At 59.1% G+C, this 17511-nt stretch carries 14 protein-coding genes; 9 read left to right on the top strand and 5 right to left on the bottom strand.

All coding sequences use genetic code 11. The annotated features are described in order from the left end of the window. Positions 1–45: 45 nt before the first annotated feature. Positions 46–1056 (bottom strand): hypothetical protein, encoded by a 1011-nt coding sequence (locus DM374_RS11770; RefSeq protein WP_225422480.1) that lies wholly within the window; start codon positions 1054–1056, stop codon positions 46–48. Between the two features lie 97 nt (positions 1057–1153). Here DM374_RS11770 and DM374_RS11765 point away from each other — a divergent pair, with 97 nt between their 5' ends. Beyond that, positions 1154–2221 carry a helix-turn-helix transcriptional regulator gene (locus tag DM374_RS11765; RefSeq protein ID WP_110969959.1) on the top strand — a complete coding sequence of 356 codons (1068 nt, stop codon included), beginning with the start codon at positions 1154–1156 and terminating at the stop codon, positions 2219–2221. Between the two features lie 175 nt (positions 2222–2396). Here DM374_RS11765 and DM374_RS11760 read toward each other — a convergent pair whose 3' ends face one another. The 4 genes from DM374_RS11760 to DM374_RS11745 form a co-directional block, all read right to left on the bottom strand. Then, the gene (locus DM374_RS11760) at positions 2397–4841 is read right to left on the bottom strand and encodes a TonB-dependent siderophore receptor (RefSeq protein ID WP_110969958.1); all 2445 of its coding nucleotides are present in this window, start codon (positions 4839–4841) and stop codon (positions 2397–2399) included. Positions 4842–4938: 97 nt separating this feature from the next. Further along, the gene (locus DM374_RS11755) at positions 4939–5928 is read right to left on the bottom strand and encodes a FecR family protein (protein WP_177431546.1); all 990 of its coding nucleotides are present in this window, start codon (positions 5926–5928) and stop codon (positions 4939–4941) included. Then, on the bottom strand, positions 5925–6413 hold the full coding sequence (locus DM374_RS11750) for a sigma-70 family RNA polymerase sigma factor (protein WP_110970108.1): 489 nt from the start codon (positions 6411–6413) through the stop codon (positions 5925–5927). The genes DM374_RS11755 and DM374_RS11750 overlap by 4 nt, the downstream gene beginning before the upstream one ends. A 138-nt stretch (positions 6414–6551) precedes the next feature. After that, complete coding sequence (locus DM374_RS11745; protein WP_110969956.1) at positions 6552–9008, bottom strand: TonB-dependent siderophore receptor; 2457 nt, start codon at positions 9006–9008, stop codon at positions 6552–6554. Positions 9009–9189: 181 nt separating this feature from the next. On the opposite strand from DM374_RS11745, the gene DM374_RS11740 reads away from it, so the two are divergent. The 8 genes from DM374_RS11740 to DM374_RS11705 all read left to right on the top strand — a co-directional run bounded on the left by DM374_RS11740 (position 9190) and on the right by DM374_RS11705 (position 17429). Continuing rightward, the gene (locus tag DM374_RS11740; RefSeq protein WP_110969955.1) at positions 9190–9708 is read left to right on the top strand and encodes a sigma-70 family RNA polymerase sigma factor; all 519 of its coding nucleotides are present in this window, start codon (positions 9190–9192) and stop codon (positions 9706–9708) included. After that, entirely contained in the window at positions 9705–10658 is a 954-nt protein-coding gene (locus tag DM374_RS11735; RefSeq protein WP_110969954.1) for a FecR domain-containing protein, read from the top strand. Before DM374_RS11740 ends, DM374_RS11735 begins: the two co-directional genes overlap by 4 nt. Before the next feature lie 146 nt (positions 10659–10804). Next, entirely contained in the window at positions 10805–11833 is a 1029-nt protein-coding gene (locus tag DM374_RS11730) for a hypothetical protein (protein WP_110969953.1), read from the top strand. 277 nt (positions 11834–12110) lie between these two features. Beyond that, positions 12111–13124: a hypothetical protein gene (locus tag DM374_RS11725; protein WP_225422479.1), complete on the top strand. Its 1014-nt coding sequence runs from the start codon at positions 12111–12113 to the stop codon at positions 13122–13124. 394 nt (positions 13125–13518) lie between these two features. Next, positions 13519–14184 carry a hypothetical protein gene (locus tag DM374_RS11720; protein ID WP_110969952.1) on the top strand — a complete coding sequence of 222 codons (666 nt, stop codon included), beginning with the start codon at positions 13519–13521 and terminating at the stop codon, positions 14182–14184. A gap of 409 nt (positions 14185–14593) precedes the next feature. Next, positions 14594–15412, top strand: a complete 819-nt coding sequence (locus DM374_RS11715; protein WP_110969951.1) for a hypothetical protein — start codon at positions 14594–14596, stop codon at positions 15410–15412. 172 nt (positions 15413–15584) lie between these two features. Next, positions 15585–16784 carry an ATP-binding protein gene (locus DM374_RS11710; RefSeq protein ID WP_110969950.1) on the top strand — a complete coding sequence of 400 codons (1200 nt, stop codon included), beginning with the start codon at positions 15585–15587 and terminating at the stop codon, positions 16782–16784. Further along, on the top strand, positions 16785–17429 hold the full coding sequence (locus DM374_RS11705; RefSeq protein ID WP_225422478.1) for an HNH endonuclease: 645 nt from the start codon (positions 16785–16787) through the stop codon (positions 17427–17429). Positions 17430–17511 lie beyond the last annotated feature (82 nt).

The following is a 17511-nucleotide window of genomic DNA, read 5'->3' as shown; positions in this document are numbered from 1 at the left end:
AGCAAGGTGCGGGGGCCGCCGACGCGGCCCCTCTCATCCCGCGCGTCACACCCGCCCGCAGTTTTTCTCCCGCGCAGCCTTGATCATTTCATCCAGTTGCCCGATCAGCTCATCGGCATCGATCTCGACAAAATCCTCTTCCGCCACTGCCAGGATCCGTTGGGCGAATTCGTCGCTGTATTCCTGCACGCCGTCGTCCGTGCCCAGGTCATAGCCGATCATGAAACACGCGGCCTCCAGCGCCCGCAGCGGCGTGACCGGCCCGGTCACCCGATTGAAACGGCTGTCGGCCGCCGCCGGATGCGCCAGCACCGCACTGAGCAGCCAGCTTGCCCGCAGGTTCCACAGCGCATGGTGATGCCCGGCGCGCAGACGCTTGAACTGCAGTTGCGGGTTGCCCGGATTGCGCTGCTTCGGCGCGGCGCTGTTGGCGCCCTCCTTGGCCGCCGCCCAAGGGAAGCACAATTCGGCCGGGACCCAGGCCAGGTGTTTGGCCTTGCAATACTTGACCACCAGCCAGCCCAGCGCCGCTGCCACGCGGCTGTCGTAGATCAGGAAGTCTTCACAGAGCAGCGAGTAGACCTTGGTCATGCCGGAGTTGAAGCGCAGGCCCTTGTCGCGCAGTACCGATACTTGCGGATCGCCGGCGTCGAGCGCCGCCTTGACCGTGCGCAGGGTCTGCGCCAGGCCGTGTTCGTTGGTCTTGAGCCAGTCGGCGTTACGGGCGCTGACACCGCCCCAGGCCATCACGTCCAGCGAGGCCAGCAGGCTGCGCGCATCATCGCCGCTGGCCGCCAGCAGGTCACGGCGCAGGGCATCGAGGGCGATGGCGTTGCTGCGAGGGCAGTCGCCGGCGTCGTAGCCCAGGCGCTCGTTGCCGGGATGGTTCCAGCGATAACCTTCGAAGGCGTCGAACAGGTCGCTGCACTGCCAGATGGATGCCTTGCGGCGGTCGACGTATTGGTGGCGGAACAGCGAAACCGATTCAAGCTCGGTGGCCAACCAGTCGATAAAACCGGCAACGTGAGTAGCAGCGAGGTAGGACTGACGCTTCATGTGATGCTCCTGTGGGCTGGCGCAGGCACTATCGCCTGTCAGCCCGGGTATGAAAACAGCCAGCCTTCCCACTTTTTGTCCAGGTCCGCCAGATTCGATGAAAAATTTTGAAATTCGCCGCGAGCGGCTTCTCCAGGCGCTAGGCCGCCAGCAGCAAGCGCAACCCGCCTCGACCCTGCTCAAACTGATGCACGGCGCTGACAGCGAATGGTCCGGCTCACTGAAAACCATCAATCGCGACCTCGAATGGCTTGAAGGAAAAGGTGTGGTGCAGCCCGAGGAACAGGGCAACGGCCTGCCGATCCTGTGGCGGATCAGCAAATACCAGCATGAGCTGAAACTGCTGCCGATCGAGGCCATGACGTTGTCGGCGATCTTCGATCATGCCGAGCGCTTCGGGCTCAAGACCCACACCGAACAACTGACCGAGCTGCGCAACTTCGCCATCCACGTGATGAACCATCAGACCCGGCGCGGGATTGACCTGGGCCGGCGCATCACCTCTGGTACCCGCTTCATGGTGCTGCGGCCCGGGCGCTATGACGCCGCGTTGCTGACTCGTCTGCAACAGGCGATTTTCCGCGACGAGCCACTGGCCGTGACCTACCGCCCACGGGACGCGGATGACGCGCTGTGTGTCTATCAGCTCAAGCCGCTGGCCCTCTCCCTCCAGGATTCCAACACCTACCTGTCGGCGCTGGTGGCGGAAGAGCAGTGGCTTGATGGTTATCAACCCGACCCGCAAAAGCCGCGCGGCAAATACGGCAGCAACGGGCCGGGCGAGCTGTGTGCGTTGATGCTGCACCGCATCGTTGCAATCGACACGGGTCGGGTGAACATCGCCGATCCCGAGGGCTACGACGTGCATTCGCTGGAGGCCCAGCGGCATTTGATGACCTTGCATGGCGACGGCGAAATCCGCCTGGAACTGCGCCTTGGCGCCAACCTGTACAACCGGCTGTGGGAGAACCCGCTGACCGATGATCAAGTGTTGCAACCCGATGGCGCCGAGCACTGGAAGCTGACCTGCAACCTTCTCGACAGCCAGGGCTTGCGCCTGTTTTTGTTGAGCAACGCGGCGGATATCGAAGTGCTGGGGCCGGTGGGGTTACGCGAGCATGTGCGCGACAACCTGCGCAAGGCTGTGGCGCTTTATTCGGCGTGAGGTGGACCCTTCCGCGCAGCTCATGCCTCTGTAGGAGCGAGCTTGCTCGCGATGAGGCCAGACCAGACAACCGGGCTGCACCTGCCGGCCTCATCGCCGGCAAGACCGGCTCCCACAGGATTTTGTGTCTAGCTCAGGACCCTGTGGGAGCTGGCTTGCCAGCGATGAGGTCAGCTCACCACTTGTACGTCAGATCCGCCGTAACCGTCCGCTCCGCCCCCAGCAGGCAGCCGACCGTGGCAAAGCAACCGGCGACGTAATACTTGTCGGTCAGGTTCTTCACATTCACCTGCGCCTTCAGGCCATCGAGGCTGCGATCAGCCTTGCCGAAGTCGTAGCTGACCATCGCATCGACCACGGTGTAATCCGGCACCTGAAAGGTGTTTTGTGCATCGCCGTAGGTCGAGCCGGTGTAACGCACGCCGACACCGAAACCGAGCCCCGCCAGCGGGCCGGATTGCAAGGTGTAGTCGGACCACAGCGAGGCCAGGTGCTCAGGTGTGCGGGCCGGGGTCTTGCCTTTGTTGCTGACGCCGGCAACGTTGGGGTTGTCCTTGCTCACCTCGACCTTGTTCAGGGTCCAGGATGCAATCACGTTCAGCCCTTCGACCGGCTTGAGCACGCCTTCCAGTTCGATACCCCGTGAAGAGACTTCACCCTCCTGGACACTGAAACTCGGCGCCGCCACATCGGTGGTCAGCACGTTCTGCCGGCGCAGGTCGAAAGCCGACAGGGTGACGTAGCTGTCGTAGCCGGTCGGCTGGTACTTCACGCCCACTTCATATTGCTTGGCGGTTTCCGGCTGGAAGGCCGAGCCGCTGCGGTCGGTGCCGGAGGTCGGCACGAAGGATTCGGTGTAGCTGATATACGGGAACACCCCGGAGTCGAACAGGTAACCGAGGCCGACGCGGCCGGTGAAGTCTTCCGCGTCCACAGTCTGTAACCCGCCAGTGGTGCGATTGGTGGCGACGGTATAGGTGCGGCTGTCGGTGTCCTGGCTGGCCCAGTCGTAGCGCCCACCCAAGGACGCGACCCAGTTGCCCAGCTTGATCTGGTCCTGCAGGTAGACGCCCAGTTGCCGGCTCTTGACCGAGGTGTCCATCAGACTGGTGTAGCGGCTGGTATCGACCACCACGTTGCGGTCAGGCGCATAGATGTTGATCGCCGGAGCGTCGCCGGTCTGATTCGGGTTGGAGCGCTTGCTGTGCTGATAATCGACACCGCTGAGCAAGGTGTGGCTGAACGGCCCGGTCTCGAAGGCGCCGAGCAACTGGTTGTCGATGGCGAAGTTGTCGTTCTGGTAATCGCGCAGCTGGTAATAGCGGTTGATGGTGGTGGTGTTGATCACCCCGCTGTTGCGGAACAACTGGTTTTCATAACCGGTGTAGTGGGTGAAGCGGGCGTTCTGGCGGAAGGTCCAGTGCTCGCTGAGGGCGTGGCTGAGCTCGTAGCCAAGGCTGGTCTGCTCGGACTTTTCGGCATCGAAGCCGGGCTCGTTCAGCGAACGGTGGCGCGGCACCCGGCCATTGGGGTTGGAGCCGTCGAACAGCGAGTACGGCATGTTGCTGGTGAACAGATTCTTGTTGCGCTGGTACGAGGCGAGCAGGGTCAGCGAGGTGTCTTCATTCGGCGCCCAGGTCAGGCTCGGGGCGATGTAGACGCGGTCGTCCTTGATGCCGTCGATGCCGTTGTTGGCATCACGACCGAGGGCAACCACGCGGTACGCCAGGGTCTTCTGCTCATCGAGCACGCCGGCCACATCGGTGTAGAGCTGCGCGCGGTCATGACTGCCGACGGAAACACCCACTTCACGCTGCTCGGTAAAGGTCGGGCGCTTGGACACAAAGTTCACCGTACCGCCCGGCGAGCCCTGGCCGTAGAGCACCGAGGCCGGGCCCTTGAGCACTTCGATGCGCTCCATGCCGTAGGGCTCGGGCGCGTAGTAGCCGATCTGGTTGTTGCGCAGGCCGTCGGTGTAGGCGTTGGTATTAATCTGCTGGAAGCCGCGAACCATGATGGTGTTGTCGGTGGGATTGTTGCCGGCGACATTGGCGTGCACGCCCGCGGTGTAGCCCAGGCTTTCGCTGACGGTTTGCGCGCCCTGCACGGCCATGCGGTCGCGAGTAACCACCGAGATCGACTGGGTGGTTTCCAGCAGCGGCGTGTCGGTCTTGGTGGCGCTGCTGGCACGGGTCGCCAGATAGCCATCCACCGGCCCCTTGGGATTCTGCGAGGCCAGAACGCCATTGATGCTGGTGGCGTCCAGTTGCAGCGCCGCGCCCTGCTCCGGCTGCGGCACCAGCACATAGCCCGCAGTGGTCAGCGCAAAACCATAGCCGCTGCCCGTCAGCAGGTGACGCAAACCGTCCTCGGCGGTGAAGCTGCCGTGCAGACCAGCGCTGCGCAAGCCGGACACCAGACGGCCATCGACCGCCAGGTCGATCCCGGCCTGGGCGGCGAACTGGCTGAGCACATCGCCCAGCGCACCGGCGCCGATGCTGTACTGCGCGACCGTTTGTTCGGCGTGAACCTGGCCGGCGATGCCCAGCGGCAGTGCGCAGGCCAACTGGATGACCAGGAACAGCGGTTTGATCCGGGTGCGGATGCGTGGTTGCGGCATGGTGAAGCGTCTCCCTGTGTTGAATTTCATTCTCATGAACCTCAACGCACCACCCGGAAAAAGACGAACCACCGCCGCAAAAAATCGTTCACACGGCCTACTCGCGCCGCAACTGCACCCGCGTCAACCACGGCGTCACACGGCTGACCTCGATTGGCAGGCTGGCTTCCAGCAACTGCAACGCCCGCTGCGGATTGTCCAGCGGCAGCGAGGCGAACACCTGGATCGACGCCAGCGCCTCGCGGTCGAAACTGAGCACCCCGACATACTGCCGTTCCAGTTGCTCCAGCACCTGCGACAACGGCAGGCCGCGTGCCAGAAGGCGATGTTGCTGCCAGGCCTGATCGGTGGCCTGCGGGTCGATGACCTGCAGAGTATCGAGGCCATCGCGATGAATCCGCACCTGCTGCCCCGCCGCGACCACCGCCTCGCCCTGCCCTTCACGGGCACGGGCGACGACTTTCGATTCAAGCATGCTCAGGTCGGTGGCCTCGGCCTGCTTGCTGACCACGAACCGCGTGCCCAACGCGCGGATGCTGCCCTCGCGGGTCAGCACCTGGAATGGTCGCTGCGCATCGGCGGCGACTTCCACGCGGATCTCGCCACGCAGCAACTCCACCTCGCGGCCGGACGCCGTGAAATGCAGATTCACCGCACTGCCGCCCGCCAGAATCAGGCGGCTGCCGTCTTCCAGGCGTGTCTCCTGCCATTGGCCGGTTGCGGTATCCAGATCGGCGAACAACAACGCGCCGGGATAGTGCTGCCAGGTCAGCCAGCCCGGCACCAGCAACATCAGACTCAAACCCAGCGCCGCGCCGAGGCGCTTGTTGCGCCGCCGACGCTCGGTAAAACGTACTTCGCCGTCGATCAAGCGGTGCAGGCGCTGATCGCTGGCGGGCTCCTGGCGTATTCCGCGCAGGCTCGCCAACAGACGCTCCATGCCTTCAGCGGCCTCGGCATGGGCGGGACTGAGGTGCTTCCACTGCTGGTAATCACGCTCGGCCTGCTCGCGCTCGACGGGATCGTCGGCGCTGAGCAGCACCAGCCATTCGGCGGCCTGCAGGGCCAGGTCGTTGTCGTCGCTCACGGCTGCTGGCGCACCTTCTGGCAATGCAGCAGCACCTGCACCAGATGCTTTTGCACCATGCGCACGCTAATCCCGAGTTGTTCAGCGACCCGCGCCTGCGGCTGGCCTTCGAGGTAATGCAGCAGAAACGCCTGCCGCGGCTTGGCGCCGAGGCCTTCGAGCAATGCACAGATCTGCTCCAGCGCATCGAGGGTTTCCCAGATCCGCTCGGCGCTCGGCGCACCGTGATGCTCCAGAGCGAGCAGCGCCAACTCTTCCAGATAGGCTTTTTCCAGCCGTTGGCGACGGGCGCGGTCGATCAGCAGGTTGCGCGCGGTGGTCGCGATGTAGCCCCGCGACTGGCTGGCCAGCAGCAAGGCATCGCGAGACGAGAGAATCCTGAGGAAGGTGTCCTGTGCCACGTCCGCCGCGTTATGCGCGCAGCCGAGCTTTTTGCGCAGCCAGCCGAACACCCAGGCGTGGTGTTCGCTGTAGACGTCGTGCATCAGCTTGTTGGTGTCAGCCACGGCAAGGGGCTCTTGGACGAATGGGATTGAGAATTTATCTCATTCGCTGCGAAAGGGCCATGGCTGTTTGGAATCATGCCGGAGAGGCAGCCCACCCCGCAGGGGGTGGGCTAGTGATCAGAAGGAATACTTTGCCGTCAGGGTGAAGTTGCGCGGCTCGCCGTATACGTCATACGGGCTCCACGAGTTGTTCATCGCCAGGCCCTGGTAATACTTCTTGTCGAAGACGTTATTGAAGTTGAGCTGAGTGTCGATGTCCTTGCTGACCTTGTACCCGGCCATCAACCCGACCAGCACGTAGGCGTTCTGCTCGATGTGGTAATTGCCGTAGGTGGAGGAAACGCCCTTGTTGAAGATGCGGCTCTGGGCATACAGGTCGCCGCCCACGCGCCACTGGTTCAGCTCGCCCGGCAGGTGCCAGGTGGTGTTGAGCTTGAACAGATGGCGCGGGATGTCGGTGTCGAACAGGCGCCCTTCCTTGGCCTTGTCGGCATCCTTGCGGTACTTGGCCTGGGCGAAGGTGTAGCCGGCACCCACCTGCCAGTCCGGGGTCAGCGCGCCGATCACTTCGAACTCCACGCCCTGGCTGCGCACCTTGCCGGAAGCTTCCGAGCAATAGCTGCCGGCGGGCTGGCCGGTACAGCGGCTGATGTCCTCGACATCGGCGGCGCGGTTGAGCTGGTCGGTCTGGAACAGGGTCGCGCTGGCGGTCAGGGTGCGGTCGAAGTACTCGCCCTTGATACCCAGTTCGTAGTTCTTGCCGGTAATGGGCTTGAGGGTGCCGCCGCTGGTGTTCTTCTCCCGTTGCGGTTTGAAGATGTCGGTGTAGCTGGCGTAGACCGAGTGGTTGTCGTCGAGGTCGTATATCACTCCGGCGTACTTGGTGACGTTGCGCACGATGCGCACTCGTGGGTCGGCGTCCGGGGTGTAGTAGGCGTCGGTGGTGCTGTACAGCGCGACGGAGTCGTACCAGTCCAGGCGCGCGCCGAGGATCAGCTTCAGCGGATCGGCGAGGTTCCAGCGGGTGGTCAGGTAGGCGCCTTCCTGGGTGGTCTTCTCCGCCTGAGTGTAGAGGTCCGGGACCACCGGCCGGTCGAGGCTGTGGGCGTCCCAGTTGTCGATGCCGCCCACCACGTGGATGAGGCTGCCGCCGCGCACGCTGTCGCGCACCTCGCGCTTGCTCGCGCCGACCACCAGCTCATGCTCGCGTCCCAGCAGACTGAAAGGACCGCTGGCGTAGGCGTCGTAGGAGGACTGATCGTAGTCGTGGCGCTGGTTGAAAATGCGCTGCTGGTAGCTGGCGTAATGCTCCAGCACCGCGCCCATCAGCTCGTAGTCCGACCAGCTTTTCGACGCTGCCAGATGCAGGCGCCAGTCGTTGGCCAGGCGGTGGTCCACCTCGACGAACAGGGTTTGGGTGTCGGTGTCCTGATGACCCCAGCTATAGCCGAGGTTGGTGGAGCGCGGCACGTTCAGGTGGCTGCCGTCGCGGTTGACCGGCAGGCCGCCCCAGTTGCTGTTGAGGTTGTCGTTCTGGTTGGTGAGGCCCAGGGTCAGGGTGGTGTCTTCGCTCAGGTCGGCCTCGCCGATGGCATAGAGCACGCTGCGCTCCTTGCCGGTGTAGTCCTGGAAGCCCTGCTTGTCCTGATACGCGCCGACCAGGCGCCCGCGCAGGCTGCCGTTGTCGTTCAGCGGACCGGACAGGTCCAGCTCGCCGCGGTAATTGTCCCAACTGCCGACGCTGCCCTTGACGCTGCCCTGGAACTCGCGGGTCGGGCGCTTGCGCACCATGTTGATCGCCGCCGACGGCTCGCCCGCGCCCTGCATCATGCCGGTGGCGCCGCGGACCACTTCGACGCGGTCGTAGGGCGCCATGTCGGCGTTACTCACCCAGTCGGCGTTGTAGGTGGTGCTCAGGCCATCGAACATCAGGTTGGTGATGGGAAAGCCGCGGGAGAAGAACTCGTTGTTGGTCGGCCGCGACGCGCTGTTGCGCAGGCCTGGGGTGGCCTGTACCACTTGATCGAGGGTGCGCAGCTCTTGGTCGTCCATGCGCTGGCGGGTGATGACGGTCACCGACTGCGGCGTCTCGCGCAGCGACAGCGGCAGCTTGGTCGCGGTCTGCATTGCACCGGTGGTGTAGGAACCGGAATGCTCGCTGGTGCTGCCCAGGCCCTGGCCGTTGATGCTGGTAGCGCCCAATTGCACGCTGCCGCTTTCGGCAGCCGGCACCAGCACAAAGCTGCCATCAGCGCCGACCACCGCCACCAGGCCGCTGCCGGCCAGCAACACGGCGAAGCCCTGCTCGACACCGTAGTTGCCACTCAGGCCATTGCTCTGCTTGCCCTGCGTCAGCCCGGTGTCGAACGACAGCGCCACACCCGCTTCGGTGGCGAAGCGGTTGAGCACGCTCCCCAGCGACCCCGCGCCGATGCTGTAGCTGTGGATGGCGGTGCTGCTGGCGGCAGCGGCCTGGACGTGCGCGGTGCTGGCCAGCGCCAGGCACAGCGAGGCGCTGAGCAGTGCCCGTTTGAACGGCAAGCCGCGGTTGGCGGTGAAGCGGTCGTACTGCATGGTGTCTCCTGATGCCCAAGTGTTTTTTTCAAGTTCTGTAGTGCAGTCGCGCACCTGGACGGAAACCGACAATGCCCCGCGAAATTTTTTCAATCACGGCTTCGCCTCCTCGAAGCGATTGCCGGAGGCGGCAAGTTTACATATATTGCGACTCATTCCCATTCATGCATTCCCCGTCACCATGGCCTATCCCCTCAACCCCGTCGCAGAGCTGTACTCCCGCCATCAGCCGTGGCTGGTCAGTTGGTTGCGCCAAAACACCGGCTGCTCGCAGCAGGCCGCTGACCTGGCCCAGGACACCTTCATCCGCGTCCTCCTGGCCGAACAGCGCAGCCCTGTGGCGGCCAGCCTCAAAGAGCCGCGGAGCTTTCTGCTGACCATCGCGCGGCGGGTGATGATCGACAGCTTCCGTCGCCAGTCGGTGGAGCGCGCCTACCTGGAAGTCCTCGCCGAACAGCCGGAGCACTACGATCTGTCTCCCGAGGAACGGCTGGGGATGCTGCAGACCTTGCAGGCCCTCGACCGCATGCTTAGCAGCCTCGGCGTGAAGGCCAAGACGGCATTCCTGCTGTCGCAATTGCAGGGCCTGACCTACCCGCAGATCGCCGCGCAATTGAATGTCTCGGTCAGTTCGGTGACCAAGTACATCGCCCGCGCCACCGAACATTGCCTGCTGTTCGCCCTGGAATCCGCCGAGTGACCAGCCCCCGCGAACGCCAGGCCCTGCGCGACGCCTCACAGTGGTTCGCGCGGATGGGCGCCAGCCCCGACAACCCGGATATCCAGGCGCAATGGCTGGCCTGGCACCACGAACACCCCAGTCATCAATGGGCCTGGGAGCGCCTGAACCTGTTGCAATCGCAGATGGGCACCGTGCCGCGGCCGCTGGCTTATCGGGTGCTGGACAAGGTCACGCGACAAGCCCCCGGCGTGGACCGGCGCACCCTGCTCAAAGGCCTCCTTATGGGTGTTGGACTGGGAGCGGTGGGCTGGGGTGGCTACCGCGAGTCCGGCATTTGGCTGGCTGACCGGCGCACCGCAACTGGCGAGCGGCGCAGCGAAATCCTCGCCGACGGCACCCGCCTGACCCTCGACACCGCCTCCGCCGTGGACCTGCGCTTCGACACGGGCACCCGCCTGCTGATCCTCCGGGCCGGAGCAATCCACCTCGCCACCGGCAGCGATCCGCGCCCGTTGATCGTGCGCAGCGCCGAAGGCGACATGCGCGCTCTCGGCACCCGCTTCAGCGTCCGCCAGGAAGACCGCCAGACCCGCCTCGACGTATTCGAACACGCCGTCGCCGTGCGACCGCGCCAGACGACCGGCGCAGAGCAAGTGATTCAGGCGGGCCACTCGGCGCACTTCAGCGACACCCGCCTGACCACCTCCGATACCTCCTCCCGCGAGGCGGAGAACTGGACCCGTGGCCGCCTGGTAGTGGACGGCTGGCGCCTCGACCGCCTGCTCGCCGAACTGCAGCGCTACCGCAGCGGCTACCTCGGCTGCGCGGCAGAAATCGGCCACCTGAAGGTGTCCGGCAGTTACCCGCTGGACGATATCGGCATGGCCCTCGGCGTCATCGCCCGCGCCCTGCCGGTGCGTGTCGAGCGCTATACCCGTTACTGGACCCGCCTTGTCGCGGCCAACTAACGACGCCCTTCACCCTGAAAGCGCAAAGCCCCGCCCCAGAGCCATCCCGCAATGATGGCAAACTGCAACTTTCACTCGCCTCAGGTCCTTGGCGCCGGTATCTTGTCGCCGAACCGGAAACGGTCTTACCAATACGAGGATACGAAGTGAGCTTTATCATCTTTCTGCTGACGGTCGCTGCCGGCTACGCGGCATTCAAGCGCAAATCGGCGCTGGCCTTCGCCGGCGCGGGTGCTTTGGCGGCCTTCTGGTTCATCTATGAGTCCGAAATCGATCTGATGTACAACATCGAAATCGTCACCTCCTACCGCTGGCCTTGGCTGGCCATCGGCGCCGCGATCGGCTACGTCGGTTTTTCGATCTGGCAGCGGGGCAAATCCGGGCGCACCGTGTTCGGCGACAGCGCCAATGCCCTGGACGACATGCAACTGCTGGTCGGCCGCGTGCTGGACACCAGAACCAACCACACCGTGTTCAGCAACACCACCGTCCAGCAGAACGCCTTCGGCAACCTGGAAAGCCACACCAGCCATGACGTACAGGTCAGCCACAACACCTGGCTGTACGACATCAACCGTGACACCGACGTGACCTACTCCGGCAACGGCAACCTGCAGGCGCGCCCTGGCCACATCTTCGGCACCATGAGCTGGAAAGGCCGCAGCTTCCTCGACATCAACTACTCCACCAGCAAGAAATTCGTCGACACCGGCACCAAATACCACCCCGTGGCCTCGCTGGTCTGGGGCGGCATCCTGGTGGTCTTCGGCTGGGCGATGTTCCCGCTGTTCGCGCTGATGTCGCCGCTGGTCTGGGCGGGCTGGATCAACTGGAACGGCAATGGCGGCATCTACACCAAGAACGTCGTGCCGGGCTCGCACAAGATCGAAGCCCTGCTGACCTACGGCGGCGGCCTGATCTACCTGGCGGCCTTCGCGTTCATGATGACGCAACGCCGCAGTGACGACATCGTCACCGCGCTCATCGTCGGCTACGCAGCACTCACCGCCCTGCACTACTTCGTAGTAAAGAAAATTGCCCAGTCTCAGGAAGAGCTGATTGCGCGTGGTGAAGCCGAGCTGGACAAGCTCTATGCCAGCGGCATGGCGCGGCAGAATGCGCGGGCGGCGGCGGAGGCACAGGCTGCTCAGGCGGCGGTTGTAGCTGCGTCGTAAAACTGCTTGGTGTGTAAGGCATAGCGGCACCCTTTGGGGTAATGCCAGTCAGTTAGCGTTTTGGCGCCTATTTTGGGGCTGCTTTGCAGCCATTCGCGAGCAAGCTCGCTCCCACAGGATCCTGGCCAAGGTGCAGGTTATGTGGGAGCGAGCTTGTCGGAGCGCCGAACCGTCGCGAAGGGCCGCAAAGCGGCCCCAATTGGTTTAACTGACTGGCATTATCCTTCGGGGTGCCGTTTTGCTTAACTAAGAAAATCTCGGCTAAGGACGACCAACGATGAGCGAATCCCCCTTTCTCAAGTACAAGGACGTCCTCGTCCATGACCATCGGGCGTCCGCTAGATGTTTACGCGCGATCGTACTGTCGATGCAGGAGTGTTCTGGCTACACCGTCAACGCGGATGACCTGGCGCAACTCAGCCCCGAACATTTCGAGGCCGCGCAGGCCCTGTTGAAGGTTTACAAGGAAGGCTTGAGTGCAGACCGGGAGGCCATGGGTGTACTTCGAGAAGTAGCGAAGTACTGGCCGGACTACCGAAACGTCCCTTATGGCCTGTACCCGTTCCCCGACCCGGAGACGGTGTTCGTGGACGATCAGGCCGACCTCATCGAGCACTTGCAGCCGTTTTTCGGCATTGATCTGAGTGTGGTGAACCCCGAGTGGTCAGGCTATCTGACGATGTTGGGGCCGCTGGAGCCCACCGAGCATGAGTACGTTGGCCAGGCGACCGAAGACACCCCGTGGCACTCCCCGCTTTTGCACACCAACTGGATTGGTTTCAAGGTCGAGGAAGGACGCTACCGACTGATGGGCGATCCGCGTTACTTCTTCCTGCATCCGGATAATGAGCACCTTGCTGATCCGTATGTCGAAGCGCGGGAAAGTTTGCTGGCGCATTACGCTGACCAGAAAGCGGCTTATGAGGCGGCGCGAAAGAAGTATCACGAATCAGGGGTGCTGCTTTGCCCATCGGACCTGGCGGAGAACGTGCCGCTGCACCGGGTCGAGCGGGTGGCGTTCGTCGAGCAGATTGGCGGTGTGGCGGACTTCATGAAGTTTCCGGTGTCCAGCCTGACGCTGGCTTATGCGGAATGTGAGAAGAGCGGGATTACGGCGGGGTATCCGTGTAGTCCTGCGGGTAATCCGTTCCACCATGTGGCTAGCGTGCCTGCGTATCACTACCAGAGTTGGGGGGCGGATTTGGTGATGATGTTTTATGAGCCGGTGGAGGGGTTGGTGTTGTTTGGGTTTTGGTGGTCGAGTCGTGAGAGTAAAGAGAGCTTGGGGTGAGGTTTCAATAGTTCGCGAATGCTCGCGAGTTGCGGTGTTCGAAGGGGCTTGCAGAAGGACGCGGGGCTTAGTAATGGGTTTGGTGTTTTGCAGGTGGTTGCTGTAACGGAGGTGGAGGCGTTAGAGCTGGCTCGGTCTTTTTTGACTGCTATCGACCCATGGCGGTCTCTCGCCGAGGGCAGCAATCGGCCATTAGCTGCCGCTCGTTTTTGGCAGCTACCCACTCCTTGCTGCCCAGCGTGAGCGACTACGGCCATAAGAGGAAGACTTCGATGCCTGCTCCTTTTGAGCCTTGAGGCAGCTGTTGTCGCCCAAGTAGTGGCAATTGGCCTTGCTGCTATGTTACCTATAAGGGCTTTGGCACTAGAATTCCCAAGCACGAAAGGAGCAATTGATGTCTCTTTGTACCGCTCAAGCTAGAGATTTGAATAACGCTGTAAGTGCATATTCTTTCCCGACGGCCCATTTTGACTTCGCCACACAAACTCCTGTCATTGGGCTTTCCATGTGCCAGCTTGAAGCTCGAATCCGGAAACAATTGCTCAGTCCTTCATCTAAAGACGTTAAAGACGGCCTGTCGAATATTCTTTACTGGGGCTTTGCGCAAATGGGAGGGCTTGCCCTTATTCGCGCAGAGAGCTTCAGGGCTGCGGTAACAAATAACCAACTTGAAAAAGCCTCAGAGCTGTTCACAAATCACGCTCGTCCGACACTCTACGAAATCGCTAAACTGGGACTGCCTCAATTTTCTAAGGTCTCGTTTGTAAGCAAGGTCCGTATGTATCTAGATCCGGTGAATTCCGCGACACTGGATAGGCAGATCATGAAAATCCACCAAATCCACAACGACACTGTGTTAGCGGCGATTAAAGAAGACAAAACAAGCATTCCCACCAACAAAGGGAATTCGAATGCTTATGAGAGGTGGTGCGAACATCTCGCTTATATCGCTCAAACTTACCTGCCGACGGCTCGTGTCGTTGACATTGAACGCGGGCTTTTTCAAATGATCCAAGTTGGGCGCGTAAAAGAGGCCGCAAACATTCTGAAAACTGCCTGAATCACACAGCTCGTTTAGAAGAGAAAAGGGGACAGATTTATTTTCAAGTCTCGCGCTACCGAAAAATAAATCCGTCCCCTTTTCTCCTTCCACTTTTCTCCAAAAAATAAATCTGTCCCCTTTTCTCGTTGTCCCCTTTTCTCGTTCGACCCGCTGAGGAAGGCTAACAGCCAAAAGGGACCAGTCGAAGGCGTCCTGAAAATTAAGGATAATTCAGTGTTCCAGTTTAATTGCCCTTTTGGTAGGTAGAGTATGCAGTTCACTCGCGGCTATGGCCGCCCTTAAGCACGGTAAGATCGGTACGGCACGATGCCGTTTGATGCTGCACGATCCTCACAAGCTGGGGCTTTTCTTTACCTCTAGGAAAGCATAGCTGGCCTATGGCAAAATGCCTTCATGACCACATAGCATGGAGCAGGATCAGGTGTCAGACAATAATTTCCCAACGCCTAGTGAGTTTTTCTTATCTGTGGCTATGTATGAGGCTTACAAGTGGAGCGATACTAGCTTTGATAAGGTGTTAGCTCTAATTAAATTTACAGGATCAATTGATACTTATTGTGTGGAGTGCAAGGATAGGACTTTGTTTGTCGTTGAATACCCCCCTATGTCACCCATTCGCGAAGATTTGTGCACAAAATTTAAAAATCCTTTTATGTGCGTAATTGAAGCTAGATGCTCTCGGGTAAAGCAGCACATTGCATGTTACGCTTTCAGAATTCATGAAGAGGATGGCGTGACAAAGATAGGTCAGTATCCATCCGCTGCTGACGCTGCAAAACAAGACCTAAAGATTTATCGTAAAGTTTTGAATGAGGAGCATCTGAAAGGTTACACCAAAGCTTTAGGTCTTTTCTCTCATGGCGTAGGTGCTGGCTCTATAGTTTATCTTCGCAAGATTTTCGAGCATTTGGTAGAAGAAGCTTATCAAGAGGCCACAAAAGACGATGATTGGATGTCTACTCATGGGGGAACGTATCCTACACTTAAAATGGCAAATAAGGTAACAGCTCTAGAAGACTTCCTGCCATCTGATTTGGTGCAGCACCCGAGACTATACGGATTTCTTTCTCAAGGGCTACACGGTTGCTCAGAAGCAGAATGCCTAAAGTTGTTTCCGATGTTGAGGCTGGCCATTGAATACATACTGAGCCAGAAGGTGGAAAGACTTAATGCAAAGCAGAGGCGTGAAGAGCTAGAGAAGTTACTTAACAGCGCTCAGGCGTAAATGGATGCACTATTACTAACGGGGCGATCAATTTCTGGTTTTTGAAAGAAGCTTTAATGTTAACCAACTGAAAGCCGCACCCCATATGGTGTCCTGTGCAACCTGAATCAGCCCATGGACGTCTTCGCTGAGCATTGAATAGCCAGCGAATACTAATAATAGCGAAGGTTTTATGTCTCTCTCAGAACTCGAATTCGGTAAGCAAACAGGACGCGATGACGGTGTAGCACTATTAGTAGGTCCAAATGGGGCGGGCAAAAGCTTTTATTTGCTAGACCTAGCGAAGAAAAACCGAAGCTCAAGACAAATCACAGTGGTTTCAAATACACCATATGGTCGACTCAACAGACTTAGAAACGTCAATAAATTTCCAGGAACTCAGACCGGAACTGCACCGGCAGCAATCATCAAAAAGGCTATCGCAAAGGCGCTTAACACAGAAAACTCAGAATTTTACCAGCTTAGCTCGATCTTAGATTATTGCCATTATCAACCGCGCTTCGGATTTAGGCTCAGGGGAGCTGACTCGGGGTCAGTTACAAGATTTGAAAGTCTTATTCCTGATTATCAGCGACTTTTCAAGAAAGCTGACGAACTTGAGGACTATATGAGTGCAAGGCGCTTCATCGAGCGATGGGATCACGACGACATTTTATGGATTGATCAATCGAGAACGATCCATGAATTTACAATAAGTCGTGAGTTTTCTGGAGTCATACGCGCCGAAAAATTCCTCAAACAAACCGGGATTATCGACGGCATCGAAGTTTACTTAGCCAAAAAAAACGGGGCAGAATTTGAGTTGAGTGGTGCGAGTTCAGGGGAGCTATCACTCATATGCTCTATGATCTTCTTGGCCAACACAGTAGAAGAAAATTCGCTGGTATTAATTGACGAGCCTGAGAACAGTCTTCACCCAAGCTGGCAAAGAGAATATGTAGGCAAAATCTTTTCAGCCTTGGGTTATCGTAGTGCGACTGTCGTTATAGCCACTCATTCCCCAATGCTAGTTACAGGTGCAATTACGGAACGACCGGATCTAGTATCTGTCTTTGAGATCACGTCAGATAACTCCCGTAACCTTCAGGCAAACAAGATAAACATGGGTTCAAGTGCAATTGAGGCCATTCTGTGGAAAGTTTTCGAAGTAATTACACCTGAAAACCACTTCGTTAGCGAAAAAATAGTGGAAGCGATAAATCAATACGAACGCGATCAGATGACGAAAGTAGAGGTTGTCAATTTGATCAGGGAAATGCAAAGCCACAGCTTTGACGATACCCAAACCAGTTTTTTCTCCGCACTGCTCGCGCTCGTTGACAAGGTCGAATTACGAAAAAGAAGCCAGTCTGTTCGAAAGGATAGAATATAGATGGTTGACGCATACTTGCCAGCGCTTTCCAGCCTAGTGTTCTCTGCCTATGAAACAGATGCAATCCAGGCTGCGCTAGCGTTGCCGAAACCTTGGGATGAAAAAAACGATCACATCAAGAGTGCAAAAAACAAAATTCGATCACATCACCTTGCTCGCCATGGCGAAACGTGCTGCTACTGTAGAGTTATTCTACAAGGGGGTGGCAGATTCATGATCGATCGCGAACATATACTACCCAAGGGCAATACTAAATATAAGCCTTTTTGCTTTGAGCCATGGAATCTCTCAATCTCCTGTAAGAGATGCAACATGGAGATAAAGGGAGAAGACGACCACTTCGTTATTGACAAGCTGGACACGCAAAAGCTCAAAACAGGCGAAAATTACTTATTTATTCATCCCAATTTTGATGAGTGGGAGCGACATCTCATCAGGGAGTCACATCAAATTAGTCGCTTCCTATTCGTTAAATACGCGATAGTTGAAAATAGCGCAAAAGGACAATACACCTTTGACTACTTCAAGTTAGAAGAGCTTGAGGTAGAAAGCTTGGATGCAGCCCAAGGTTTGACGTCTAGAGCTTCCCCCGCCAGTCAGGCAGTCCTAGAGGCACGCGCAATTATCGCAGCTTTCGGCCAATAGTCATTAGCCCTGCGCACCTCGGCAGCCAGTTGTTAAGACTGCTCTTGGTCGGTTTCTGTCGGTACTGGCCGGCCGCTTTGGG

The sequence above is a fragment of the Pseudomonas huaxiensis genome (assembly GCF_003231275.1).
In the GTDB taxonomy this organism is placed as follows: domain Bacteria; phylum Pseudomonadota; class Gammaproteobacteria; order Pseudomonadales; family Pseudomonadaceae; genus Aquipseudomonas; species Aquipseudomonas huaxiensis.
The sequence above is the reverse complement of the archived record's forward strand: the minus strand, read 5'-3'. Positions and strand labels throughout refer to the sequence as shown.

What these genes read in the sequence shown, in the direction of transcription:
- DM374_RS11705 (WP_225422478.1), top strand. Translation starts at nt 16,785, where the DNA reads ATGGTTGACGCATACTTGCCAGCGCTTTCCAGCCTAGTGTTCTCTGCC.
- DM374_RS11725 (WP_225422479.1), top strand. Translation starts at nt 12,111, where the DNA reads ATGAGCGAATCCCCCTTTCTCAAGTACAAGGACGTCCTCGTCCATGAC.
- DM374_RS11740 (WP_110969955.1), top strand. Translation starts at nt 9,190, where the DNA reads ATGGCCTATCCCCTCAACCCCGTCGCAGAGCTGTACTCCCGCCATCAG.
- DM374_RS11745 (WP_110969956.1), bottom strand. Translation starts at nt 9,008, where the DNA reads ATGCAGTACGACCGCTTCACCGCCAACCGCGGCTTGCCGTTCAAACGG.
- DM374_RS11715 (WP_110969951.1), top strand. Translation starts at nt 14,594, where the DNA reads ATGGAGCAGGATCAGGTGTCAGACAATAATTTCCCAACGCCTAGTGAG.
- DM374_RS11720 (WP_110969952.1), top strand. Translation starts at nt 13,519, where the DNA reads ATGTCTCTTTGTACCGCTCAAGCTAGAGATTTGAATAACGCTGTAAGT.
- DM374_RS11710 (WP_110969950.1), top strand. Translation starts at nt 15,585, where the DNA reads ATGTCTCTCTCAGAACTCGAATTCGGTAAGCAAACAGGACGCGATGAC.
- DM374_RS11760 (WP_110969958.1), bottom strand. Translation starts at nt 4,841, where the DNA reads ATGCCGCAACCACGCATCCGCACCCGGATCAAACCGCTGTTCCTGGTC.
- DM374_RS11765 (WP_110969959.1), top strand. Translation starts at nt 1,154, where the DNA reads ATGAAAAATTTTGAAATTCGCCGCGAGCGGCTTCTCCAGGCGCTAGGC.
- DM374_RS11770 (WP_225422480.1), bottom strand. Translation starts at nt 1,056, where the DNA reads ATGAAGCGTCAGTCCTACCTCGCTGCTACTCACGTTGCCGGTTTTATC.
- DM374_RS11750 (WP_110970108.1), bottom strand. Translation starts at nt 6,413, where the DNA reads ATGCACGACGTCTACAGCGAACACCACGCCTGGGTGTTCGGCTGGCTG.